Origin of the sequence: Serratia sp. FS14 (assembly GCF_000695995.1) — a bacterium.
GTDB classification, from domain to species: Bacteria; Pseudomonadota; Gammaproteobacteria; order Enterobacterales; family Enterobacteriaceae; genus Serratia; species Serratia nematodiphila.
Genome location: NZ_CP005927.1, coordinates 4,045,662 through 4,070,342 on the forward strand (window position 1 = coordinate 4,045,662; position 24,681 = coordinate 4,070,342).

The window sequence follows — 24,681 nt, forward strand, 5'->3', positions numbered from 1 at the left end:
CCTTTTCTTTAGGGTGGAAAAAGCTGGCCCGCCCTCAACAATATGTTTCTATCGAGACCTCAATTTATCCACCACACAAATGCCCCTATCATTATTATTTTGAAAGTAATGCATACCACATGAAATCAAACAAACCATTGCTTCTCAGTCCCACTGACGTTATTTTTAAGGCCATTCACTGAATTACTTACAATACTAATTAATACAAGGTGTTATCCATGCAAATTATTTATCCTGATGATTATTCAAACCAAGGCAGACCGGATGAAAATTTTGCCGAAGAATTTACCTGCGCCAAAAATAGAGGAATACGCTGTTTTCTACTTTCCTCAGAAGCCGCAGCATTAGGAAAAACCCGTTTTTCGGGCCGCTTTGAACCAGGCGTACCGGTAATCTGGCGTGGTTGGATGTTGAATGCAGAGGAATATCGCCAGTTGCACCGTGCGGTAACGGCTAATGGAGGGGAAATGCTTGAGTCCCCGGATGAGTATTTGCGTAATCACCATATAACCGGCTGGTATGAGCCATGTAAGTCATATACCGCAGAGACCGTGCTTACCACGGCTGATACAGATTTCGACACTCTGGTCACCCAACTTTGTTGGCCCGCCTACTTTGTTAAGGATTATGTGAAATCGCTGACCACATCCCGAGGCTCGGTAGCTCACAATGCCGCTGAAATCAGAGAGGTTCTTAAACTGATTATGCATTACAGAGGGGAGCTTGAAGGCGGCGTTAGCTTAAGACGCTTTGAAAACTTGTTTGACGACAGTGAGCGCCGATACTTTTCGATTAACGGCCAGGTTTTTTCCGCCGACGGTGAAATACCTGACATCGTTCATCAGATCGCATCGCGTATTAAAACGCCTTTTTATTCGATCGATATCGCCAAAAATGCCAATGGCGAATTGCGCCTAATCGAAATAGGCGATGGCCAGGTATCAGATACCAAAGAGTGGAGCGTTGCAGACCTGGTTACTGCATTTTGTATAGCAGGCGGTTAACCACCCCATTAAATTCGAGTGGTTATAAGTAAGGCCAAGTGTATCCTAAAAAAACTCCATCGTGTGAATAACCAGGTGATGCTGGCCGTCTGCATCGCTGTACCTTATCGATATGTGATGTCACTACCTCCCCAGTATGCACTGGGGGTATTAGTGCAAAAAAATGCGCTATGTTAAAAGGGCATTCTTTCCGGCCTGACAGCATCTATCGCAGCAGATTTCCAGATAAGCTAACGTCTCGACACATCTAAATCAGCAATATTAGAATATCTGACTACAATACTGATGCTCACCATAGGCAAACATGAGTAGGTAAAAACACCCAATAAACTTTCTTTACTGGGTGCGAAGAACCCCCTCTTTCTCATCATCGTGATGGCAGAGTGTGCGTATTCATTTATAAAACATATAGAACTTACTCTTTTTTGAGAAAATTATACTTCTCGAGCGTTTTTTTTACCTCTATCTTGAGTTCATTCTCATCCAAATCGCTACCATCCCGATTTGGGGAAGATGTATAGCAATCCGCCAAGCTGAAAAGCTCTGCTGCACAATACCCAACATCATTACTATCATTTCTTAATGTCCCGTCATCGCGTTCTTTTCTCCACACATGAAGATACTGTGACTCATACTCATCAGCGGTTAATTTAGAGTCGAGTAATTCCTGCGCGATTTCAATCAACCTCATACTCATAACAGTACTCCTTTTTCCATATAGTTTTTATACTGTGGCGTCCCAAGGCTTAATTTCATTCCCGTCGAGAAATATCCATCACGTCTAATTACAACAACATTATTGGTCCTTGAGTTAAAAAAGACTTTGGAGTCTTTTTCTCTTATGTAAGTCCCCCTCTCTACCGTATCTTTATCATTCAAATGGGCCTCGAGCGCATCGCGATATTGAGTCAGAGTCTCTCTGTTTTTTCTGGTGTCCGCAACACCAAAATCACTCGCGTGCTTGTACTTTTTATCCAGTTGCTGACGCGTAAAACGCCCCGAGTCCAGCGGATCACTGACCATCACATAGACAGCTTCAACCCCGGTTTCCAGCGCATCCGGCTGCCACAGGATAAAGTCTTGCAGATCCTGCACCACATCCGCCGGGAAGGTGGTGACCACGATGCTGTCCGCCTGCCTGATGCCGGTGCCGGTATGCACTGGCGATTTGGGCCCCGGTGAGCCGTTGCCGGTATGCGCCGGCGCTGCCGGCCCGGTCGGTACCGGGTTGATCAGTATCGTCCTGGCCGGTACCCCCGCCATTGCGGGCAGCGTGATTTTGTCCAGTCCTGTCAGCTCATCGCGAACGGGTCTGAATACCGGCACACTCGGCGATACGCCGCCAACCCCCGTTCTGACGAAGTTGACGCTCTGTCTCCCGTCGTCGTCGGTGGTGATAAACCCGCGCACCGGCAAATCGACCGAGGTCATGCCGGGCTGGATGGTCGCCCGGCCCGCCGCCGCCAGGCTCGCCTGGAGGGCAAACAAATTGACATCCCGCCCGGGTACCCGGTCGCTCCCTGCACCGGCCTCCGTCGGGTAGAAACCAAGGGCAAAAGCCCCCCAGCACCGATCCGGCAGCGACCACAGTGCCGGCGCGTATACTGCCGACTTCGGAGGCTGCCCGCCACGACGCGCTCGCTGCCCAACCGGCCAGTTCGCTCGTGGTCGTCATCACGCCTTGCCCGATTACCGACGTCTGCAGCATCGCGGGCGCACGGTTGAGCACCATGGCACCTGCTGCCGCCAGCGCCGCATTGGCCGCTTTTAGCTTTTCCGGCGTATACGCCGGAGCGTCCATAATACCCGCTTTGGCGAACAACGCTTTTCTGGCTGCTTCTACCTTGCGTGCATCTTCCGCCTTTCGGGCTTCCTCGGCTTTGCGAGCCTCTTCGGCCTTACGAGCTTCTTCGGCTCTGCGAGCCTCTTCCGCCTTTCGGGCCTCTTCAGCTTTACGGGCCTCTTCGGCCACTTCTCGTTCTACCTGCTTAAATTGTTGATAGGCCGATGTCAAAGAAGGCACTTCGGCGTTACGTTGCCGGTAACCTGTGCGATCGCTCCCTTTGCCGCCGCCGTTGATTTCATATTGCTCCGTAATTTCAGTCATCACCCTATTATTATCAAGCCAGAAACCCGGTGGGATTTTTCCATTAAGCACCTCGGAATAGGTGGCTAATGACGCCTTATCCTCTGCGGCAGAATTGTTGCCGTTATTGTTGCCGTTGGGTATGTTCTGATAATTACCGATTCTATGATGGGTATCGATATTACCGGCGAACACGATCCCGCCTTGAGCAGGCAACCCCCCGCCAAGTACATTTTTAACTTGTGAGACAGAGGTAATAGCCTTGCTGACGGCGGCTTCATCGGTTGTACGAATTTCACCAACCTGCACCTGTATTTTTCCGTCAGCCTCAACACTTTTCAAAGCTACCTTTGCATAAGTTGTAACCGCACGTACCTTTTTTTGTAAATCTTTCAGTATATTATTAACTTTAGGGTCATTTTTGATAGCGTTAACCTGCCGCCGTATCGCTGCCCCCTGGGAATCTCCACTGCTGCTACTGTCCCTGCCGCCATTACCGTTCCCTTTACCATCATCCCAGTTGGTACTGTTATCTTTACCGGGATTTAAACCATGTACTCCATCGATATGCACATCCCCCATGCCAGGAATATTTATATCCATAGATCCACCGTGCCCTACATTGGGTCCCTGGCCTGAAGCCCCCCCTTTAATTCCACCAGTTGGGCCACGGCTGTCTTTTCCATCTCCGCCACTCATATGCCAGTCCTTTTATTTCGTTGATGTGGCAGCAGAGTAAATTCTTAAGTGCTTATCGCCAGCAGCACTATCGGTTAATACTCTGCGCTACCCACAAAAATTGTTATTACTCAGGCGCACGTAATCGCTTTTTCCAACGCTGCCAACCGCGATTCCAGCGTTTCTCGGGCCGCTCGCTCTTCCTTAAGCGCTTCAACCAGCAACGCCACCACGCCGTTGATATTGATGCCCCGCGCATCTTTCAGCACGCTGCCGTCATTAAGTTTCAATTCGGTTTGGGTCACCGACTGCGGCAATACGCTCTCCACTTCCTGAGCGATCACCCCGGCCTCCGGCACGCCCTGTTTGAGGTAGGTGTAGCCGCCAATATTGGCCAGCTTGTCCAATGCACCGGCAATTTGGGTGATGTCCGTTTTCATGCGGGCATCGGAGCTGCTGTGCCAGGCGCCGTTGGTGTAGGCGTTACCATCATTACGGAATTCGTACCAGCCTTGCCCACCACCGTTGGCGACATTCAGCACCAGCGAATGGTGAGAGCCGACAAATTCATGATGATAAAGGTTGGCATACAGGTCGTATCGCCCCTGCAAATGCAATCCATTGGTAATACGTCCCTTATCATTGTCAACACTACGGTTCCCAGCAGCCCAAATCCATCCATCGGGGTTGCGTTTAGTCAATTGCCCTACAGAAAGCTCGGCGTTGGGCCTTACCTGCAGTTCGTTCCAGTTACCCTGCCAGTCTCGATAAGAGAGCAATCCATAATTTTCTTTACCAGCGACAATCCGCGAGCCCATTAACATCACCGTAGTGACGTTGCCGCTGGTAAAATTAGTATGCATGGCAGCCGCATCATAAACCTGACCATTGATAAGCGGAGTCGGGCCGGTGGTCGAAGTGGAGATACCCGCGTTGTGCGACACCACCGCACCGCCGGAAATATCCACTCCATTGCGCATCGCAACCCGGCCAGACGCCAAATTGAATGAGAACGGGCGCAAGGTGTTCCACTGCCCGTTAAGCGCTTGGCCGCCCGGCGTCGCCAGCGCGTAAAAATCGCGGCCATCATTACGCAGCATCACGCCGGTATTGCCATTTGCCAGCCGAAAACCATTGGCCGATTTGGAGACGATTTCACCGTCGCTGACCACGCGCTGGCGCAGCGTAGACAGCGATTTCAGTTCGGTAATATCGTCGTTAACGCCGTTAATCACCTGAGCATTTTTCTTTTCTTCTGCCATGATTGTTACCCTCTTACGTCCTGTTTGATGGCGGTTAACAGCGCTCATTCCCCCAGCATCCCCTGGCGACTGGGCTCACCGCACCGAAGCTGTAAAACCGGTTAAGCACACAGCCACACTGTATGCATAAACAGCACTTTATCTCGAAGGATAATGGGATTCCCTCACCGCGGGTTGTGTAGTGAACGAAACAACCATGAGACTGGGAACCATAAAGAGAACAGAAGAAGAAGATAACGGCGGGCGCGCTGGGCCCCGCCGGGCGGCTCAGAAAAGGATAGTCGGGCCGGCGCTAGCCGGCAGAGGAACGAAAGTGTTTACCGCGCCCGCTCGGCGGCCAGCGCCGCGATGCGCATGATCACCGCCACCGCTTGCTCCATGCCTTCCAGCGTCACAAACTCGTGCTTGCCGTGGTAGTTGTAGCCGCCGGTGAACAGGTTCGGGCACGGCAGGCCGCGGAACGACAGCTGCGCGCCGTCGGTGCCGCCGCGGATCGGCTTCATCACCGGTTCGATGTCGCAATCGCGCATCGCCTGCTGCGCCAGCGCGATCACGTGCGGGTGCTCCGCCACCTGTTCGCGCATGTTGTAATAGCTGTCTTCGATGCTGACTTCGATATAGCAATCGCGCGGCAGGCCTTTGCCGACCTCACGGGCGATGTCCACCATCTTGCGCTTGCGCGCCTCGAACCCTTCGCGCTCGAAGTCGCGCAGGATATAGTGCATTTCGGCTCGCTCTACGCTGCCCTTGATGCTGCTGAGATGATAAAAGCCCTGGTAGCCTTCGGTGGTCTCCGGCGCTTCGTCCGCCGGCAGCGCCTGATGAATGCGGGTCGCCAGCGACAGCGCGTTGACCATCACCCCCTTGGCGCTGCCGGGGTGTACGCTGTTGCCGAGGATTTTGATCGTCACCGAGGCGGCGTTGAAGTTTTCGCACTCCAGCTCGCCGACGCCGCCGCCGTCCACCGTGTAGGCCCATTCCGCATTGAAGGCCGCCACGTCGAACAGCTGCGCCCCCTTGCCCACCTCCTCGTCCGGAGTGAAGGCCACGCGGATGTCGCCGTGCGGGATCTTGCGCGCGCGCAGGCGCACCATGGCGGTGAGGATCTCGGCGATGCCCGCCTTGTCGTCGGCGCCCAGCAGCGTTTTGCCGTCGGTGGTGATCAGCGTCTGCCCCAGCATCTGGTGCAGGATCGGGAACATCACCGGCGACAGCACTTCATCACCGATGCCGAGCGCAATGTCGCCGCCGCGATAGTTCTCGACGATCTGCGGATTGACGTGTTTACCGCTGAAATCCGGCGAAGTATCCAGATGGGCGATGAAACCGACCGCCGGCACCGGCCAGGCGACGTTACCCGGCCAGGTGCCCATCACGCAGCCGTGTTCGCTGAGCGACACCCGCTCGAAGCCGAGCGCGATCATTTCCTGCTGCAATGCACGTGCCAGCTTCAACTGCCCGTCGGTGCTCGGCACATGCTTTACGTTCGCTTTGGACTGGGTGTCGAAAGAGACGTAGTTGAAAAAGCGGTCAAGTAATTTGTCCATGGTAGCGGCCCCTCAGAATATCGCGTTTCATTATGCGGAACCGATCAGGATCAAATATTGCGTCAGGTCATTTTTAACCAGAATTCGCCAATATCATTAATCTTTGTGATGATTTCTGAGGGGAATAATGCTGTCATCACAGGGTCATTTGTCGCTATCATGATGAAAAACGCGGCATCTGGGCCGGATCGGCTTTCAATTCCGGCATTCAGCGTCTATCATGCGCGCTCGAAAAATTTCCATTGGCGTAACTGGTTTGAGCTTCATTTGATCAGCGGGCATTCCCGCAAGCTCCGGCAGTCTTTTCCAGTTGCGGTTCTATCTGCATTAGCCCACGGGATAGAGTAATACGATAAATGACTGAGACATCCTCTCCGCCCCCCCTTGTTGAACTGCATGCCCTGAGCAAAGCGTTCGATGGCAAAACCATCATTGCCGATCTGGATCTGACGATTAACCACGGCGAATTCCTCACCATTCTCGGCCCCTCCGGCTGTGGCAAAACCACGGTGCTGCGCCTGATCGCCGGTCTGGAAGACGCCGATGTGGGCCGTATCGTGCTCGACGGCCAGGACATCACCGCCATTCCGGCCGAACATCGCCACGTCAACACCGTGTTTCAAAGCTACGCTCTGTTTCCGCACATGTCGGTGTTCGACAACGTCGCCTTCGGCTTGCGCATGCAAAAGGTGCCGGCGGCGGAACTGACGCCGCGCGTCGAAGAGGCGCTGCGCATGGTGCAGCTGGACGACTTTGCCAAGCGGCGGCCAGGCCAGCTCTCCGGCGGCCAACAGCAGCGCGTGGCCATCGCCCGCGCGGTGGTCAACAAGCCGAAAGTGCTGCTGCTGGACGAATCGCTGTCGGCGCTGGACTACAAGCTGCGCAAGCAGATGCAGAACGAACTCAAGGCGCTGCAGCGCAAACTGGGCATCACCTTCGTGTTCGTCACCCACGATCAGGAAGAAGCGCTCACCATGTCGGATCGCATCGTGGTGATGCGCGAAGGCCGCATTGAGCAGGACGGCACGCCGCGTGAGATCTACGAAGAGCCGAAGAACCTGTTCGTCGCCAGCTTCATCGGCGAGATCAACATCTTCGACGCGGTGGTCCTGCAACGCCTCGATCCGCAGCGGGTGCGCGCCAACGTCGAGGGCCGCGAGTGCGACATCTACGCCGATCTGCCGGTGGAACCGGGCCAAAAGCTGAAGGTGCTGCTGCGCCCGGAGGATCTGCGGGTGGAAGAAGTGAACGACAGCGCGCAGCACGACGGGCTGATCGGCTACGTGCGCGAGCGCAACTACAAAGGCATGACGCTGGAATCGGTGGTCGAGCTGGAGAGCGGCAAAACGGTGATGGTCAGCGAGTTCTTCAACGAAGACGATCCGGACGTCGATCACTCGCTCAATCAGAAGATGGCGGTAACCTGGGTTGAAAGCTGGGAGGTGGTGCTGGCCGATGAAGAAATCGCGTAAAGTCTTCCAGAATGTGGTGATCGTCGGCGTCGTCGCCTGGCTGTTGCTGTTCGTGTTCATGCCGAACCTGATGATCATCGGCGCCAGCTTCCTGACCCGCGACGACGCCAACCTGGTGCAGATGGTGTTCACGCTGGACAACTACCGGCGCTTGTTCGATCCGTTGTACGCCCAGGTGCTGCTGCACTCGCTGAACATGGCGCTGATCGCCACCCTGTGCTGCCTGGCGATCGGCTATCCGTTCGCCTTTATCCTGGCGCGGTTGCCGCAGAAAGTGCGGCCGCTGCTGCTGTTTCTGCTGATCGTGCCCTTCTGGACCAACTCGCTGATCCGCATCTACGGCCTGAAGCTGTTTCTCAGCACCCGCGGCTATCTCAACGACGCGCTGCTGTGGATCGGCGTCATCGACAAGCCGCTGCGCATCATGTACACCTCGGAAGCGGTCGTCCTCGGCCTGGTGTATATCCTGTTGCCGTTTATGGTGATGCCGCTCTACTCCAGCATCGAAAAGCTCGATAAGTCCTGCCTGGAGGCGGCGCGCGACCTCGGTGCCAGCAAGCTGCAAACCTTTATCCGCATCATCGTGCCGCTGACCATGCCGGGCATTATCGCCGGCTGTCTGCTGGTGGTGCTGCCGGCGATGGGGCTGTTCTTCGTCGCCGATCTGATGGGCGGCGCCAAAAACCTGCTGATCGGCAACGTGATTAAAAGCCAGTTCCTCAATATCCGCGACTGGCCGTTCGGCGCGGCCACCAGCATCTGCCTGACGCTGGTGATGGGGCTGTTGCTGCTGGTTTATTACCGGGCCGCACGCCTGCTGAACAAGAAGGAGGATCTGGCATGATCGGACGTCTGCTGCGCGGCGGCTTTATGACGCTGGTATACGCCTATCTGTATATCCCGATCGTCATCCTGATCGTCAACTCCTTCAACGCCTCGCGCTTCGGCATCAATTGGCAAGGGTTTACCACCAAGTGGTACAGCACCCTGCTGAATAACGACAGCCTGCTGCAGGCCGCGGGCCACTCGCTGACCATGGCGGTGCTCTCCGCCACCTTCGCCACGCTGATCGGCTCGCTGACCGCGGTGGCGCTGTACCGCTACCGCTTCCGCGGCAAACCGTTTGTCGGCGGCATGCTGTTCGTGGTGATGATGTCGCCGGATATCGTGATGGCCATCTCGCTGCTGGTGCTGTTCATGCTGCTGGGCATTTCGCTCGGCTTCTGGTCGCTGCTGTTCTCGCACATCACCTTCTGCCTGCCGTTCGTGGTGGTGACCGTCTACGCGCGCCTGAAAGGCTTCGACGTGAAGATGCTGGAAGCCGCGCGCGATCTCGGCGCAAGCGAGTTCACCATCCTGCGCAAAATCATCCTGCCGCTGGCATTGCCGGCGGTGGCGGCCGGTTGGCTGCTGAGCTTCACCCTGTCGATGGACGACGTGGTGGTCTCCTCCTTCGTCACCGGGCCGAGCTACGAGATTTTGCCGCTGAAGATCTACTCGATGGTGAAAGTCGGCGTCTCGCCGGAGGTCAACGCGCTGGCCACCATTTTGCTGCTGCTGTCGCTGGTGCTGGTGATCGCCAGCCAGTGGGTGATGCGCGATCGCTCGCCCAAGGCCGAGTAACCCTTCCCGCCGGGCGCTGCGGCGCCCGGTTGTGATCCCCTTCACAACCGGCACCGGTTGTCACTCCCTGACCATCGGTGCCTATTTCCGCCCCGCCGATTGCAGCGGCGAAAACTTCCCCCTATAACTGAACTCAGGCAAGGTGCCTTATTTTTTTCTCGCTTCCAGGGAGTTTATTCAGCAACGTCGTCATCCATTAAAATATAAAAAGGAACTGCCATGAAAGGTATTATCGATAATATCTTAAGCAAGCTGCAGCTTTTCTCCAAAGCCATGATGGGGCCGATATTTTTCCTGCCGGTAATCGGTCTGATCCTGGCGCTCAGTTCTATTCTCACCAATGCCACATTAATCAATGAACATTCCGCCGTCTTCTCTATCGGTAAAATGATCGGCGATACCTTCTGGCCATTATTCGGCAACCTCGGGCTGATTTTCTGCATCGGCATTACCTACGGCCTGGCCAAAGACAAGAAAAGCGAAGCGGCGCTGGTCGCCGTGATGTGCTTTATCATGTTCCTCGGCGCCAACGCCTCTTATCTGCAATTCAGCGGCCATGTCGCGGCCAAGATCAACGGCGAATATTACGGCACCGGGCAGACGGAGTTGCTGGGTTTTACCGTGGTGGATATGGGCATTTTCCTCGGTCTTATCCTCGGCGTCACCATCGCCTGGGTGCATAACCGCCTGTGCAACGTCGAACTCAACGGCGTGTTCTCGGTCTACGGCGGCGCCAAGCTGGTGCTGATTGCCATGACGCCGATCATCATGCTGTACGCCGTCGCCTTCAGCTACCTGTGGCCGGCGATCTCACAGGGCCTGATCGCGCTGACCGGCTTTATGAAAAGCGCCGGCTCGCTCGGGGTATTCGTCTACGGCTTCTTTGAGAAATTCCTGATCCCTACCGGGCTGCACCACTTTATCTGGTCGCCGTTCCAGCTCACCAGCATCGGCGGTTCGATCGTGCAGGACGGCCAGACCGTCTCCGGCTCGCAGGCGATTTTCCTGGCCTATATGCGCGACCCGAGCATCTCGCCGCTGATGAACGAAGCGCTGCGCTTCTCGCAGCAAGGGATGGTGACCATCTTCGGCCTGTCGGGCGCGGCATTGGCTTTCTATCACACCGCCAAGCCGGAAAAGAAAATGCTGGCCAAGGCGATTCTAATCCCGGCCATCACCACCTCGATCCTGGTCGGCATCACCGAGCCGATAGAGTTCACCTTCCTGTTTATCTCTCCGCTGCTGTGGGTGATCCACGCCGTGTTGACCGCGCTGTCGCAGGTGGTCTGCAACCTGTTCCAGGTGCGCCCCTGGGGCGCCAGCGGGCTGGTCGAGTTCCTGGCCTATAACCTGCCGCTGCCGGTTTCCCTCACCCGCTGGCCGCTGTACGTGGTCATCGGCCTGGTGCAGTTTGCGGTGTATTACCTGGTGTTCAAAACGCTGGTGCTGAAGCTCAATCTGAAGACGCCGGGCCGTGAAGATGATCAGGACGTCAGACTCTATTCCAAACAGGATTACCGGAACCGCAAAAATACCCCGGACGAGCCGAGCGGCATCATTATTCGCGCGCTGGGCGGCAAGGAAAACATTATTTCCGTCGATAACTGTTTTACCCGACTGCGGGTGGAATTAAAGGATATGACGCGGGTGGATGAAGCCGCGTTAAAAAGCACCGGCGCCAAAGGCGTAGTGAAGAATCGCCGTGAAGTGCAGGTAATTTACGGCGTCACGGTCGGCAAGGTCAAAAATCAGGTAGAAAAATATTTAGCGACACTCTAACGCTTTATTAATGGGAGATATCGAATGAAATTAACCGTTCTCGGCGGCGGCGGCGTGCGTTCCCCGTTCCTCGCCAAATCCATCGCCTATAACGCCCATCGCATCGGCATTACCGAAGTGGTGTTTATGGATACCGATGAGCGCCATCTGGCGATCTACGGCGCCCTCGCGCAGGGCGTATTCCAGCGCATTCGCGGCGACATTGCTTTCAGCCTCAGCAGCGATCCGCGCCAGGCGCTGCAAGGCGCCGACTACATCATCACCACCCTGCGCATCGGCGGCGAGGAAGGCCGCATCCATGACGAGCGCATCGCACTCAATCACCAGTTGCTCGGGCAAGAAACCACCGGCGCCGGCGGCTTCGCCATGGCGATGCGTTCGATTCCGGCGATCCTCGACTATTGCCGCCTGATCGAACAGGTTTCCTCACCGGACGCGGTCCTGTTCAACTTCACCAATCCTTCCGGCATGGTGACCGAGGCGATCATCAAATCCGGCTTCCAGCGCCGGGTCTATGGCATCTGCGACGCCCCCAGCGAGTTTATCCGCGAACTGGCCGAGCTGCTGGGCTGCCGCGAAGACCAACTGAGCGTCGACTGCTTCGGCCTCAACCATCTTTCCTGGTTCCGCAATGCGCGCGTCAACGGCGAACCGGTCACGGAACGGTTGCTGGCGGATCCGCGCCTGTATCGTGATACCTGCATGAAATACTTCTCGCCGGAGTTGGTGGCGCTGTCGGACAATTTGATGCTCAACGAGTATCTCTATTATTACTACTATCGTGAGCAGGCGATCGCCGCCATCGTCGCGGGCGGCGAGACCCGCGGCGAACAAATCGCGGCGATCAACCGCCAAATGCTGTCAGAGTTAGGCGAGCTGGACATCCCCCACCAGTTGGAACACGCCTTCTCTGTCTATTTCAGCCATTATCTGCAGCGCGAAAACTCCTACATGCAGCGCGAGTCCAACCAGGGTAAGGTGAAAACGCGCGAGATGCTGACGCTGCAACAGTTTATCGAGCAGCCGGACAGCGGCGGCTATGCCGGGGTGGCGATCGACATTCTGGAGGCGGTCAACAGCGGCCGGCAAAAACGCGTGGTGGTGTCGATGCAAAACCGCGACACGCTCGATTTTCTGCACCCGGAAGACGTGATCGAAATCAGCTGCGAATTGAGCAGCGCCGGCATTCAGCCGGTCAAAATGCGCGATATTCCCGACACCCAGAAAAACCTGATTTCGCAGGTGAAAGAGTACGAACGGCTGGCGGTGGCGGCGATCCTGACCGGCAACCGCCAACTGGCCATCAAGGCGCTGATGGTGCACCCGCTGGTCAACTCCTACTCGCTGGCGAAAACGCTGGTGGAGGAGTACCTGCAGGCCCACCGCGCGTATGCCGGGCACTGGCGCTAAACGGTGCGGCCGTCAGCGGCCGCGTCGTTCAAACCAGGCGGTGATCACATTCTCGAATCCCAACAGACAGTGGCCGAAAAACGGGTTGGGATAGTAGATATCGTGATCGTATTTTTGCCGGTCCTCAAACAGAAAGGTCATGTCGGCCTGCTGCGCCAGCGGGCTGTCGCCGTCGCCGCAGAAGGCCGCCAGCAGGATGCGGTTACGCTTCACCGCCTCGCTCCAGCTCAGCGCCGAGCCGCTGTTGCCCGACTTTGAAATCACGATCACCATGTCGAAGCGAAAGCGCGTCTCACGGTCAAGAATGTCGAAATCCGGCCACAGCGACAGATAACTGTCTACACCCAGCGTCATAAACTTGTTGTACATATATTGAGCCACCAGCTGCGAAAAACCGCTGCCGTGGATCAGGATCTTGCCGTTGTCGAGCAGATCGAGAAACTGCGCCTGCTGGGCCGGCGGTGCCGCCGACGTAGCGCGTTCCGCCTGGTAAGCCGGCGCCATCGTCAGGTTGAATTTGATGAAATAGACCAGTTCGAGATAGCCGCGAAAGCCCAGCTTTTTAGCCAGCCGCACCAGCGTCGAGGGGGAACTGTAGCAGCGTGCGGACACCGCACGGATGCCGTCGTCGATGCAGGCGTCCGGGTTGTCGAGAATGCAGTGCAAAATCGTCAGATCCGTCTTGCTGAGCTCAGCCTGGCTGAAGACCTGTTTGAAATTCATCGCTGCCCTCGTTTATTCGACAAAATTATTGTTTCGCACGCGCTTCACCGCCTGTCCAGCGCGAGACACACAAATTGTGATGCGCTTTAAGGCGCTGAACCCCTTGATTTGCCAGCGGGATAACCGCCTTTACCCACCCCGCCCCGCCCCCTATAATGGCCCCTTTCTGGGGTATGGCGCGGCCGAAAACGGCAGCCCATACGGGTTCGGCTCACTACTGCTGAAGGATACGCTGCATGAAAAAGTGGTCACATCTGCTCGCAGCCGGGATGATGGCGCTGAGTTTCTGCTCTGCAAACGCCTCTGACGGCAAAACGCTGTATTTCTATAACTGGACTGAATATGTCCCGCCGGGGCTGCTGGAGCAGTTCACTAAAGAAACCGGCATCAAGGTGATCTATTCCACCTATGAATCCAACGAAAGCATGTACGCCAAGCTGAAGACCTACAAAGACGGCGCGTACGATCTGGTGGTGCCTTCCACCTACTTCATCGCCAAGATGAGCAAGGAAGGCATGCTGCAAAAAATCGACAAGAGCAAGCTCAGCCACTTCAAGGATCTCGATCCCACCCTGCTGAACAAGCCGTTCGATCCCAACAACGACTACTCCATTCCTTATATCTGGGGTGCCACCGCCATCGGCGTCAACAGCGACGCGCAGGATCCGTCCACCGTCACCGCCTGGGCCGATCTGTGGCAACCGCAGTACAAAGGCCGCCTGCTGCTGACCGACGACGCGCGTGAAGTGTTCCAGATGGCGCTGCTCAAGCTGGGCTATTCCGGCAACACCACTGACCCGAAAGAGATCGAAGCCGCCTATCACGAACTGCAGAAATTGATGCCGAACGTGCTGGCCTTCAACTCCGACAACCCGGGCAACCCGTTTATGGAAGGGGAAGTCAACGTCGGCATGGTGTGGAACGGCTCGGCCTTTGTGGCGCGCCAGGCCGGCACGCCGCTGGAGATCGTCTGGCCGAAGGAAGGCGGGATCTTCTGGATGGACAGCCTGGCCATTCCGGCCAACGCGCGCAACGTCGAAGGGGCGCTGAAGCTGATCGACTTCCTGCTGCGGCCGGAAATCGCGGTGCAGGTGGCGGAAACCATCGGTTACCCGACGCCGAACCTGGCGGCGAAGAAGCTGCTGTCGCCGGAGATCGCCAACGACAAGTCGCTCTACCCGGATAAGGCGGTGATTGAGCACGGCGAGTGGCAAAACGACGTCGGCGACGCCAGCACGCTGTACGAAAGCTACTTCCAAAAGCTGAAAGCCGGGCGCTAATACGCCCGCCATCCCATCAGGGCGCATTGCGCCCTGATGCCTTTCTCAGGGCCGGTCGGCCCGCGCCACCTTGCCCACCAGGAACTTGTGCACAAAACGCGGCACCACTTCGCTGGCCAGACCGTAGTGTTTCTCATCGAACTGGCTCTCTACCTGGCTCGGTTCCAGGTTCAGCTCCATGGCGTAAGCGCCGCCCAGCCGCGCCTCATGCACGAAGCCGGCCGCCGGGTAGACATGGCCGGAGGTGCCGATGGCGACGAAGAAATCGGCCTTGCTCAGCGCCTGGTAGATGTCGTCCATGCCCAGCGGCATCTCACCGAACCACACCACGTGCGGCCGCAGCGACGCCGGGAACTGGCAGCAATGGCAACGATCGTCAACGCTGAGATCGCCGGGCCATTCGAACACCTGCCCCGACTGGGTGCAACGCACCTTCAGCAGTTCGCCGTGCATGTGCAGCACCCGCTTGCTGCCGGCGCGCTCATGCAGGTTATCAATGTTTTGCGTGATCAGCAGGAAGTTGTCCCCCAACCACTCTTCCAAATCCGCCAACGCGCGGTGCGCGGCGTTCGGGGCAATGTCCTCCGTCTGCAGCTGGCGGCGGCGTTCGTTGTAAAACGCCTGCACCAGCGCCGGATCGCGCTGAAAACCTTCCGGCGTGGCGACGTCCTCCACCCGGTGATCTTCCCACAGCCCATCCGCGGCGCGGAAGGTGCGAATACCCGACTCGGCCGAAATGCCGGCCCCGGTCAACACCACCACAAACGGCTTTTTCAGCTCGGCCGCCGCCATGGTGTCACGGTGAAAAATGCGTGAACGAAAGCGCTGATGCAGCACATGCTTACTCTTGCGAAACTGACACAGCCGATGGCGAGTGTGCATTAACTCTCTCCTTACTTTTCCCTGTTTACCCTTCTTACTGGACGTTGCGGCGTTGTTGGCCGCATACATTCACGCCTTGCCTCAACGCCCATTACGTTGGGCGCGCCAAATTGAGGAACGCTGCGCCGCGCACGCCGCCGGCGTCGCCATAGCGCGCCTTCTCGATGCGCGGCAGCCGAGCCACCCGCAGCAGGTGCGCCGGCAGCCGCTGCGGCAACGCCTGGTAAATAGCGTCGAAGTTCGACAGCCCGCCGCCGATCACCACCAGGTGCGGATCCAGCACCGTCAGCAGGTTACCCAGGCAGATCGCCAGCACGTCCATAAAGCGATCGACATGCGCCACGGCCTGCGGCTCGCCCGCCTGATAATGCGCAATGATCTCGGTGGCAGGCAAGCGCCGGCCATAGAAATGGGCGTACATCCATTCGAAACCGCGGCCCGATATGTAATTTTCAATGCAACCCTGATGGCCGCACCCGCAGGCAACGCGAGGCACATCACGCCCCAGCACCTCGAGCGCGTCCACCGGCAGGCGCAAATGGCCGAACTCGCCGGCGATATAGTTGCGCCCAGGCACCGTCTTGCCATCGACGATCAGGCCGCCGCCCACGCCGGTGCCGAGGATGATGCCCAGCACCGTCGGGTAGCGGCGGAACTCGTCGTCCCAGGCTTCCGACAGCGCAAAGCAGTTGGCGTCGTTATCGACGCGCACCTCGCGCCCGATCAGCGCCGCCAGATCGCGCGGCAGCGGCCGCCCCATCGCCGCCGGCACGTTGGCGGTAAACAACGTGCCGTCATCGTCGTTGGGCAGGCCCGGTATGCCGATGCCGACGCTGCCGCGCCGGCCGCAAAACGCATCCGCCTCAAGGGTCAGATCGCACAGCGTGGCCAGCAGTTGCCGGTAGTCTTCACGCGGCGTCGGCACCCGCTTTTGCCAAATGCGCTGCAGGTTGCCGTCGAACACCCCCAGCTCAATCTTGGTGCCGCCCATATCGAAACCGTAGTACATAACCCATCCCCAGGCTAAAAAAACGGGGCGGCATCGCTGCCTCCCCGTCGGTGTTATTGTCCGCTCAGCACCCGCGCCGGATCGATGCGGCTGGCGCGCCTCGCCGGATACCAACTGGCCAACAGGCTCAGCACGATGGCGGTCGCCAGTACGATCAGCACGTCCAGCCAGTGCAGCTCGGAAGGCAGGAAGTCGATGAAGTAGATATCGCCCGACAGGAAGGAATGACCGACCAGTTTCTCGATGCCGCGGATGATGTTGGTCAGCTGCAGCGAAGCGATCACCCCGATCACCACGCCGCTCAGGCTGCCCAGCAGCCCGGCCAACAGCCCGTACCAGATGAAGATGGCGCGAATAAAGCCGTCTTTAGCGCCCAGGGTGCGCAGCACCGCGATGTCGGCGCTTTTGTCTTTCACCGCCATCACCAGCGTGGAGACGATGTTGAAGCAGGCCACGCCGATCACCAGCACCATCGCCAGATACATGATGGCGCGGATCATCTGGATGTCGCGGTACATATAGCCGTACTTGCCGATCCAGCTCTTGATGTAGATGTAAGCGTTGGTCACTTCGCCGGCGTCGCGCACCAGCTTGTTGGCGGCGAACACGTCGTTCATCTTGAGAGCGATGCCCGTGACGCTGTCACCCATGTCGAGATACTGCTGCGCATCGGCCAGCGGCACCAGCGCCAGGCTGTGATCGAGCTGGCCGCTGAGCTGCAAAATGCCGGTCACGTGCAGGCGAATGCGCTTCGGCTGCAGCAGCTTCATTTCCGGGTCGCTGTTGGGGATCATCACCGTGACATAGGCGCCCTGCTTGACGCCCAGCGCGTCGGCCACGCCCTTGCCGAGGATCACCTGCTGCTCGCCGGGCTTGAAGTTGGCCCAGGCGTCGCCCTGCACATACTGCGGCAGCGCGCTCAGCCGGCTCTCCTGCTGCGGATCCACGCCTTTGACTTCCACCGCGCGCAGCTGCGCGCCGTTTTCCATCAGGCCGGTAAAGTTAATGTACGGCGCGGCGGCCAAGATGCCCGGCACCTTTTCCACCCGCTGCAGAATTGACGGCCAGCCGCTGAACGGCTGATTGACCGGCTCAAGCTCGCCGTGCGGCACCACCGCCAGAATGCGGTTCTTCAGCTCACGCTCAAAGCCGTTCATCGCGCTCAGCCCGACGATCAGCACCGCCACCCCCAGCGCAATGCCGATGGTGGAGATGACCGAGATCAGCGACACCATGCCGCCGCGTTTACGGCCGCGGCTGAAACGCAGGGCCGTCAGGAAGGACAGTGAGGCTCCCGCCATTACTCGGCCCCCATCAGGGTCAGTTGCGCCTGCAGGTGGCCGTCGGCCATTTCCAGCTGGCGGCTCAGGCGCTTGGCCAGCTGCAGATCGTGCGTCACCACCAGGAAAGCGGTGCCCTGGCGCACGTTCAGCTCGCCCAGCAGATCGAAGATGCTGTCCGCGGTGCGTTTATCCAGGTTACCGGTCGGTTCGTCCGCCAGCACCAACGCCGGGTTGTTGACCAACGCGCGCGCGATCGCCACGCGCTGACGTTCGCCGCCGGAGAGCTCGGACGGGCGGTGCTTGCTGCGTTTTTCCAGCCCGACCGCCGCCAGCATCTCCCGCGCCTTCTCCTGCGCCTGCGCCGGCTTGGCGCCGCCGATCAAGAGCGGCATGGCGGCGTTTTCCAGCGCGGTGAAGTCCGGCAACAGATGGTGGAACTGATAGATGAAGCCCAGCTGGCGGTTGCGCAGCTCGGCCTTGGCCGCCGAAGACATGGCGTTCAGCGATTCGCCCTTGAAGATCACCTCGCCGGAGGTCGGCGAGTCCAGCCCGCCCAGCAGGTGCAATAGGGTGCTCTTGCCGGAACCCGAGCTGCCGACGATCGCCATCATCTCGCCCTGCTGCATGGCAAAGCTAACATTGCGCAGCACGTCGGTGTGCAGATTGCCTTCCTGGTAGGTCTTGCACAGGTTGTCACACTGCAGCAAAAGATGGTTACTCATAACGTAAAGCCTCAGCGGGTTGTACGGCGGCAGCGCGCCATGAAGGATAAAGCGTGGACAACAGAGAAACCGCCATCGCCACCACGGCGATGATCGTCACCTGCAGCGGATCGACCGCCACCGGCAGCGAAGCGCCGTCGATCAAGGCGCCGAGGATCGGCATCAGATTGTTCAGATTGGTAGCCAGCAGCACGCCGAGCAGCGTGCCGAGCAGCGAACCGATGATGCCGGCGCTGGCGCCCTGCACCATAAATACCGACATGATCTGGCGGCGGGTCAGCCCCTGAGTCTGCAGAATGGCGACTTCGCCCTGCTTCTCCATCACCAGCAGGCCGAGCGAGGTGATGATGTTAAACGCCGCCACCGCCACGATCAGACTGAGCAGCAGCCCCATCATGTTCTTCTCCATGCGCACCGCCTGGAACAGCTCGCCCTTGCGATCGCGCCAGTCTTTCCAGACGGTGCCCGCCGGCAGCGCCTGTTGGCTGAGGGTATCGACCGTCAGCGGCTGTTGCAGGAACAGGCGCCAGCCGGTGATGTTGCCGGCCGGGTAACGCATCAGGCGCGAAGCGTCCTGTTGGTTGACCAGCAGCTGATAGCCGTCCACCTCGCTGTTGGCGTGGAAGGTGCCGATGAGAGTGAACAGGCGCTGGCTGGGAATACGGCCCATTGGCGTAAACTGGCTGGCGCTCGGCACCATCACGCGCAGCGAATCGCCGCGCTTGACGCCAAGTTGCCCCGCCAGCTGTTCGCCGATGATGATGTTGTACTGGCCCGGCTGCAGTTGCTGTTGCTTGACGTTGACCAGATATGGGGTCAGCGGATCGGCCTCGTCGGGATTGACGCCGAGCATCACCCCGACCGCCACGCTGCGGGCGCTTTGCAGCACCACGTCACCGGTGGTCAGCGGCGCGACGCGCGTGACGCCCTGCAGCTTCTGCACCTCGGAGGCCGGCAACTGCTGCGGGTTGACCGATCCTTGCGGACTGGTGACCAACGCCTGCGGCATCAGGCCGAGAATGTTGTTTTCCAGATCCTTTTCGAATCCGTTCATCACCGACAGCACGGTGACCAACGCCATCACCCCCAGCGTAATGCCGATGGTGGAAAGCCAGGAAACAAACCGCCCGAAGCGGTCTGAGGCTCGCCCGCGCATGTAGCGCAGGCCAATGAATAACGCGACAGGTTGATACATGAAATCCGTTTGATAGCCGTGGCTTAAGCAAAGTGACCATGGATTATATCGTCGCCCTGAAAACAATTAAATGAAAAATAAAGATTTTTACGATTCTTACAGCAGTACGAATCCGGCCTTCCCATCTCGGATAACCCCTTGTTTACACTTAACTGTTTTTAGTGAATCGGCAAAATACTTGCGGCGTTCCGCCTCAGTTTCTTCTGAAAATGATAGTGAGACCTGCGATATCGCGTTTGCCTCTGTAACTCACCAGGCACTGGCCACATTGCCGTTTCCCACCGTTGCAACACGCCGCCGGCCAAGCGGGTTTCACTCAAGGTTCTGCGCGCAGGATCGCCAGCGATTTCACCCTATGCTACTATCTGCCAACATTGACAAAGTTGATGATAGTTATCGGTTAAACGCAAGGGCAATCAATGAGAACGGAAACAAAATATAAAATCTATGCCGACTTCTTTCGCGCGAGCAGAAAGTCCGGCATCGCAAGGCTAATCAAGTCCCTTTTCCAACAGAACTACGTCGGCTTTAACTACATTTTCACCTTGCGGCTGCACAGTGATTTTCACGCCAAAAAACGCAATATCTTTGAGAGAATTTGTTTTCGTCTACTGGTGAAAAATCTCAAGCGCCTGCAGATAAAATATGGCATCGAAATTCCCCATCAGGCCAGTATCGGTGAAGGCCTGCTTATTCCGCACTTCGGCGGCATCGTTATCCATCCCAACGTGAAGATTGGTAAAAATTGCACCATCCTGCAAGGTGTGACCATCGGCAACAACCTCTTCAAAAGCCGTGAAGACGTCGCCACTATCGGCGATAACGTCACCATTGCTGCCGGAGCCAAGATCGTTGGTCCGGTCACTATCGGTGACAATGTTACGATTGGCGCCAACTCCGTTGTCACCAGTGACATTGAGCCAAACTGCATCGTGGCAGGCATGCCGGCCAAGATTATTTCGCGCAAAGAGTCAATTGTGCTGAATACGGATTACTTGTCCTTTGACGAATATCAAAAGCGCTAATCTTGCGCTGACTGGCGTTCTATCTTTCCTCCCGGCGACGCCTTGTTGGCGTCGCGCTTGCGTGCATCGTCGCCCCGATAACTAACGAGATAGGGCACTTTTATCGGTGTCAGTTTGCCGGCCGCTGGGCTACTATAAACAGCATAAAAGCACTGGGTTATCCGTGCCGGGACGCCCTCTAACACATTGATTAAAGATACCTGAATGAGCACTTCCGATAGCCGTAACCGTTCCTCATCCCCCCGTTATTCTCTGCCCGAACGCGCGGGCGATCTGCGCCAGCTGGGGCAACTGACCGGCGCGGCCTGCGCCGTGGAGTGCGCCGAGATCGTCGAGCGCCACCCTGGCCCGGTGATGCTGATCGCGCCGGATATGCAAAACGCCCTGCGGCTGCGCGACGAGATCCAGCAGTTCACCGATCAGATGGTGACCACACTGTCCGACTGGGAAACCCTGCCGTACGACAGCTTCTCGCCGCATCAGGAAATCATCTCGGATCGTTTGTCGAGCCTGTATCACCTGCCGACCATGGCGCGCGGCGTGATCATTCTGCCGGTCAACACCCTGATGCAGCGCGTCTGCCCGCACGAATTCCTGCACGGCCACGCGCTGGTGATGAAGAAAGGCCAGCGCCTGTCGCGCGACAAGCTGCGCACGCAGCTGGAACAGGCCGGTTACCGCAGCGTCGATCAGGTGATGGAGCACGGCGAATTCGCCACCCGCGGCGCATTGCTCGATCTTTATCCGATGGGCAGCGATGAGCCTTACCGCATCGACTTCTTCGATGACGAAATCGACAGCCTGCGCATCTTCGACGTCGATACCCAGCGCACGCTGAGCGAAGTCGAGGCCATCAATCTGTTGCCGGCCCACGAGTTTCCCACCGACAAGAACGCCATCGAGCTGTTCCGCAGCCAGTGGCGCGAGCAGTTTGAGGTGCGTCGCGACGCCGAGCACATCTATCAGCAGGTCAGCAAAAGCGCCTGGCCCGCCGGTATCGAATACTGGCAGCCGCTGTTCTTCAGCCAGCCGCTGCCGTCGCTGTTCAGCTACCTGCCGGCCAATACGCTGATCGTCAATACCGGCGATCTGGAGGGCGCCGCCGAGCGCTTCTGGCAGGACGTCAACCAGCGTTACGAAAGCCGCCGCGTCGATCCGATGCGCCCGCTGCTGGCGCCGGATACGCTATGGCTGCGCGTTGACGCGCTGTTCGGCGAGCTGAAAGCCTGGCCGCGCATCGCGCTGAAAACCGATGAGCTGCCGGCCAAGGCCGGCAATACCAATCTGGATTACCATGCCCTGCCCGATCTGGCGGTGCAGGCGCAGCATAAATCCCCGCTGGATAATCTGCGGCGCTTTATCGAAGGCTTCGACGGCAGCGTGATTTTCTCCGTCGAGAGCGAGGGGCGGCGTGAAACGCTGCAGGATCTGCTCGGCCGCATCAAGCTGGCGCCGGCGCTGATCCAGCGTCTCGATCAGGCGGAAACCGCGGGCCGTTACATGATGGTCGGCGCCGCCGAACACGGCTTCCTCGACGGCCTGCGCCAGCGTGCACTGATCTGCGAAAGCGATCTGCTCGGCGAGCGCGTCAGCCGCCGCCGGCAGGACAACCGGCGCACCATCAACACCGATACTCTGATCCGCAACCTGGCGGAGCTGCATCCCGGCCAGCCGGTGGTGCACCTGGAGCACGGCGTTGGCCGCTATGTCGGCCTGACCACGCTGGAAGCCGGCGGCATCAAGGCTGAATACCTGATCCTCTCCTACGCCGGTGAGGACAAGCTGTACGTACCGGTGTCTTCGCTGCATCTGATCAGCCGCTACGCCGGCGGCGCGGATGAAAACGCTCCGTTGCACAAACTGGGCGGCGACGCCTGGACACGCGCGCGGCAAAAAGCGGCCGAACGGGTGCGCGACGTCGCGGCGGAGCTGCTGGATATTTACGCCCAGCGCGCCGCCAAGGCCGGTTTCGCCTTCAAGCATAACCGCGAACAATACCAGCTGTTCTGCCAGAGCTTCCCGTTCGAAACCACGCCGGATCAGGAACAGGCGATCAACGCGGTGCTGAGCGACATGTGCCAGCCGCTGGCGATGGACCGCCTGGTGTGCGGCGACGTCGGCTTCGGCAAAACCGAAGTGGCGATGCGCGCCGCCTTCCTGGCGGTGGAAAACGGCAAGCAGGTGGCGGTGCTGGTGCCGACCACCCTGCTGGCGCAGCAGCACTTCGACAACTTCCGCGATCGCTTCGCCACCTGGCCGATCCGCATCGAGATGATGTCGCGCTTCCGCAGCGCCAAAGAGCAGCAGCAGGTGCTGGACGACGCGGCTGAGGGCAAAGTGGACATCATCATCGGCACCCACAAACTGCTGCAGAGCGATCTGCGCTGGAAGGATTTGGGGCTGCTGATCGTCGATGAAGAACACCGCTTTGGCGTGCGCCACAAGGAGCGCATCAAAGCGATGCGCGCCGACGTCGATATCCTGACGCTGACCGCCACGCCGATCCCGCGTACGCTGAACATGGCGATGAGCGGCATGCGCGATCTGTCGATCATCGCCACTCCGCCGGCGCGCCGGCTGGCGGTGAAGACCTTCGTGCGCGAATACGACAGTCTGGTGGTGCGCGAGGCGATCCTGCGCGAAGTGCTGCGCGGCGGCCAGGTTTACTACCTCTACAACGACGTGGAAAACATCGAGAAAGCGGCGCAACGCCTGGCTGAGCTGGTGCCGGAGGCGCGCATCGCCATCGGTCACGGTCAGATGCGCGAACGCGATCTGGAACGGGTGATGAACGATTTCCACCACCAGCGCTTCAACGTGCTGGTGTGCACGACCATCATCGAAACCGGCATCGATATCCCCAGCGCCAACACCATCATCATCGAGCGGGCCGATCGCTTCGGCCTGGCGCAGCTGCACCAACTGCGCGGCCGCGTCGGGCGTTCGCACCATCAGGCTTACGCCTATCTGTTGACGCCAAACCCGAAAGCCATGGGCACCGACGCTCATAAACGGCTCGAGGCCATCGCGTCGCTGGAAGATCTCGGCGCCGGTTTCGCGCTGGCGACTCACGATCTGGAGATCCGCGGCGCCGGCGAACTGCTGGGCGAAGACCAGAGCGGCCAGATGACCACCGTCGGCTTCTCGCTCTATATGGAGCTGCTGGAAAGCGCCGTCGACGCGTTGAAAAACGGCCGCGAACCGTCGCTGGAAGATCTCACCAGCAACCAGACCGAGGTAGAGTTGCGCATGCCGGCGCTGCTGCCGGAAGATTTCATTCCCGACGTCAATACCCGCCTGTCGCTGTATAAGCGTATCGCCAGCGCGAAGAACGACGGTGAGCTTGACGAGCTGAAGGTCGAGCTGATCGACCGCTTCGGTCAACTGCCGGATGCGGCGCGCAATCTGTTGCAGTGCGCGGCGCTGCGCCTGCACGCGCAGAAACTGGGGATCAAACGCATCGAGAGCAACGAGCGCGGCGGCTTTATCGAGTTCGGCGACAACAACCGCGTCGATCCGGGTTATCTGATCGGCCTGTTGCAGGGCAATCCGCAGGTTTACCGCCTGGACGGCCCGAGCAAGCTGAAGTTCACGCTCGATCTGGCCGATCGCCAAAAACGCCTGGCGTTCACCGAAGAGCTGCTGAACGCCTTCCGCGAACACACGCTGGCGGTCTGAGCCAATGCCCCGCCGTGGCGGCG

The 24,681-nt window shown here is 58.4% G+C and carries 22 protein-coding genes; 11 read left to right on the forward strand and 11 right to left on the reverse strand.

What is annotated here, in order from left to right; genetic code table 11:
- Positions 1 to 218 precede the first annotated feature (218 nt).
- A complete protein-coding gene (locus L085_RS18435; protein ID WP_049870686.1) occupies positions 219 to 1,004 on the forward strand; it encodes an ATP-grasp domain-containing protein in 786 nt (261 codons plus the stop codon).
- A 415-nt stretch (positions 1,005 to 1,419) separates the two neighbouring features.
- On the opposite strand, the gene L085_RS18440 is transcribed toward L085_RS18435, so the two are convergent.
- From L085_RS18440 to pepT, 5 genes are all read right to left on the reverse strand, one after another.
- Positions 1,420 to 1,701, reverse strand: a complete 282-nt coding sequence (locus L085_RS18440; RefSeq protein WP_044031420.1) for a colicin immunity domain-containing protein — start codon at positions 1,699 to 1,701, stop codon at positions 1,420 to 1,422.
- Positions 1,698 to 2,414 (reverse strand): S-type pyocin domain-containing protein, encoded by a 717-nt coding sequence (locus L085_RS25635; protein ID WP_255347258.1) that lies wholly within the window; start codon positions 2,412 to 2,414, stop codon positions 1,698 to 1,700. The genes L085_RS18440 and L085_RS25635 overlap by 4 nt, the downstream gene beginning before the upstream one ends.
- Positions 2,302 to 3,693, reverse strand: a complete 1,392-nt coding sequence (locus L085_RS25800; RefSeq protein ID WP_049870687.1) for a hypothetical protein — start codon at positions 3,691 to 3,693, stop codon at positions 2,302 to 2,304. The genes L085_RS25635 and L085_RS25800 overlap by 113 nt, the downstream gene beginning before the upstream one ends.
- A gap of 206 nt (positions 3,694 to 3,899) precedes the next feature.
- Complete coding sequence (locus L085_RS18450; protein ID WP_044031421.1) at positions 3,900 to 5,030, reverse strand: tail fiber domain-containing protein; 1,131 nt, start codon at positions 5,028 to 5,030, stop codon at positions 3,900 to 3,902.
- 317 nt (positions 5,031 to 5,347) lie between these two features.
- Entirely contained in the window at positions 5,348 to 6,577 is a 1,230-nt protein-coding gene (gene pepT, locus L085_RS18455; protein WP_004941154.1) for a peptidase T, read from the reverse strand.
- 57 nt (positions 6,578 to 6,634) lie between these two features.
- On the opposite strand from pepT, the gene L085_RS25435 reads away from it, so the two are divergent.
- The 6 genes from L085_RS25435 (at position 6,635) to L085_RS18480 (ending at position 12,861) form a co-directional block, all read left to right on the forward strand.
- On the forward strand, positions 6,635 to 6,925 hold the full coding sequence (locus L085_RS25435) for a hypothetical protein (RefSeq protein WP_144240705.1): 291 nt from the start codon (positions 6,635 to 6,637) through the stop codon (positions 6,923 to 6,925).
- Positions 6,926 to 6,933: 8 nt separating this feature from the next.
- Positions 6,934 to 8,049: a spermidine/putrescine ABC transporter ATP-binding protein PotA gene (potA, locus tag L085_RS18460; RefSeq protein WP_044031422.1), complete on the forward strand. Its 1,116-nt coding sequence runs from the start codon at positions 6,934 to 6,936 to the stop codon at positions 8,047 to 8,049.
- Positions 8,033 to 8,893: a spermidine/putrescine ABC transporter permease PotB gene (gene potB, locus L085_RS18465; RefSeq protein ID WP_004941149.1), complete on the forward strand. Its 861-nt coding sequence runs from the start codon at positions 8,033 to 8,035 to the stop codon at positions 8,891 to 8,893. The genes potA and potB overlap by 17 nt, the downstream gene beginning before the upstream one ends.
- Complete coding sequence (gene potC, locus L085_RS18470) at positions 8,890 to 9,672, forward strand: spermidine/putrescine ABC transporter permease PotC (RefSeq protein ID WP_021504822.1); 783 nt, start codon at positions 8,890 to 8,892, stop codon at positions 9,670 to 9,672. Before potB ends, potC begins: the two co-directional genes overlap by 4 nt.
- 219 nt (positions 9,673 to 9,891) lie before the next feature.
- A complete protein-coding gene (locus tag L085_RS18475) occupies positions 9,892 to 11,451 on the forward strand; it encodes a PTS transporter subunit EIIC (protein ID WP_015377586.1) in 1,560 nt (519 codons plus the stop codon).
- A 24-nt stretch (positions 11,452 to 11,475) separates the two neighbouring features.
- Positions 11,476 to 12,861 carry a glycoside hydrolase gene (locus L085_RS18480; RefSeq protein WP_044031423.1) on the forward strand — a complete coding sequence of 462 codons (1,386 nt, stop codon included), beginning with the start codon at positions 11,476 to 11,478 and terminating at the stop codon, positions 12,859 to 12,861.
- A gap of 12 nt (positions 12,862 to 12,873) precedes the next feature.
- Here the strand turns inward: L085_RS18480 and L085_RS18485 are convergent, their stop codons facing one another.
- Entirely contained in the window at positions 12,874 to 13,584 is a 711-nt protein-coding gene (locus tag L085_RS18485) for a MurR/RpiR family transcriptional regulator (protein ID WP_044031424.1), read from the reverse strand.
- Here L085_RS18485 and L085_RS25440 point away from each other — a divergent pair.
- Together L085_RS25440 and potD are read left to right on the forward strand one after the other, a co-directional pair.
- Positions 13,574 to 13,891, forward strand: coding sequence for a hypothetical protein (locus L085_RS25440; RefSeq protein ID WP_144240706.1), 318 nt, complete (start codon positions 13,574 to 13,576; stop codon positions 13,889 to 13,891). The genes L085_RS18485 and L085_RS25440 overlap by 11 nt on opposite strands.
- A complete protein-coding gene (gene potD / locus L085_RS18490) occupies positions 13,821 to 14,864 on the forward strand; it encodes a spermidine/putrescine ABC transporter substrate-binding protein PotD (RefSeq protein WP_033633291.1) in 1,044 nt (347 codons plus the stop codon). Before L085_RS25440 ends, potD begins: the two co-directional genes overlap by 71 nt.
- Positions 14,865 to 14,909: 45 nt before the next feature.
- Here potD and cobB read toward each other — a convergent pair whose 3' ends face one another.
- The 5 genes from cobB to lolC all read right to left on the reverse strand — a co-directional run bounded on the left by cobB (position 14,910) and on the right by lolC (position 19,955).
- Positions 14,910 to 15,746, reverse strand: coding sequence for a Sir2 family NAD+-dependent deacetylase (gene cobB / locus L085_RS18495; protein WP_044031425.1), 837 nt, complete (start codon positions 15,744 to 15,746; stop codon positions 14,910 to 14,912).
- A 91-nt stretch (positions 15,747 to 15,837) separates the two neighbouring features.
- Positions 15,838 to 16,755: an N-acetylglucosamine kinase gene (nagK, locus tag L085_RS18500; protein WP_004941127.1), complete on the reverse strand. Its 918-nt coding sequence runs from the start codon at positions 16,753 to 16,755 to the stop codon at positions 15,838 to 15,840.
- A gap of 53 nt (positions 16,756 to 16,808) precedes the next feature.
- Positions 16,809 to 18,056 (reverse strand): lipoprotein-releasing ABC transporter permease subunit LolE, encoded by a 1,248-nt coding sequence (gene lolE, locus L085_RS18505; RefSeq protein WP_004941124.1) that lies wholly within the window; start codon positions 18,054 to 18,056, stop codon positions 16,809 to 16,811.
- Positions 18,056 to 18,760: a lipoprotein-releasing ABC transporter ATP-binding protein LolD gene (gene lolD, locus L085_RS18510; protein WP_004941120.1), complete on the reverse strand. Its 705-nt coding sequence runs from the start codon at positions 18,758 to 18,760 to the stop codon at positions 18,056 to 18,058. Before lolD ends, lolE begins: the two co-directional genes overlap by 1 nt.
- On the reverse strand, positions 18,753 to 19,955 hold the full coding sequence (gene lolC / locus L085_RS18515) for a lipoprotein-releasing ABC transporter permease subunit LolC (protein WP_004941116.1): 1,203 nt from the start codon (positions 19,953 to 19,955) through the stop codon (positions 18,753 to 18,755). The genes lolD and lolC overlap by 8 nt, the downstream gene beginning before the upstream one ends.
- A 419-nt stretch (positions 19,956 to 20,374) precedes the next feature.
- Here lolC and L085_RS18520 point away from each other — a divergent pair, with 419 nt between their 5' ends.
- Positions 20,375 to 20,980, forward strand: a complete 606-nt coding sequence (locus L085_RS18520) for a serine acetyltransferase (RefSeq protein ID WP_044031426.1) — start codon at positions 20,375 to 20,377, stop codon at positions 20,978 to 20,980.
- A 204-nt stretch (positions 20,981 to 21,184) separates the two neighbouring features.
- Entirely contained in the window at positions 21,185 to 24,658 is a 3,474-nt protein-coding gene (gene mfd, locus L085_RS18525; protein ID WP_044031427.1) for a transcription-repair coupling factor, read from the forward strand.
- The last annotated feature ends 23 nt before the right edge of the window (positions 24,659 to 24,681 follow it).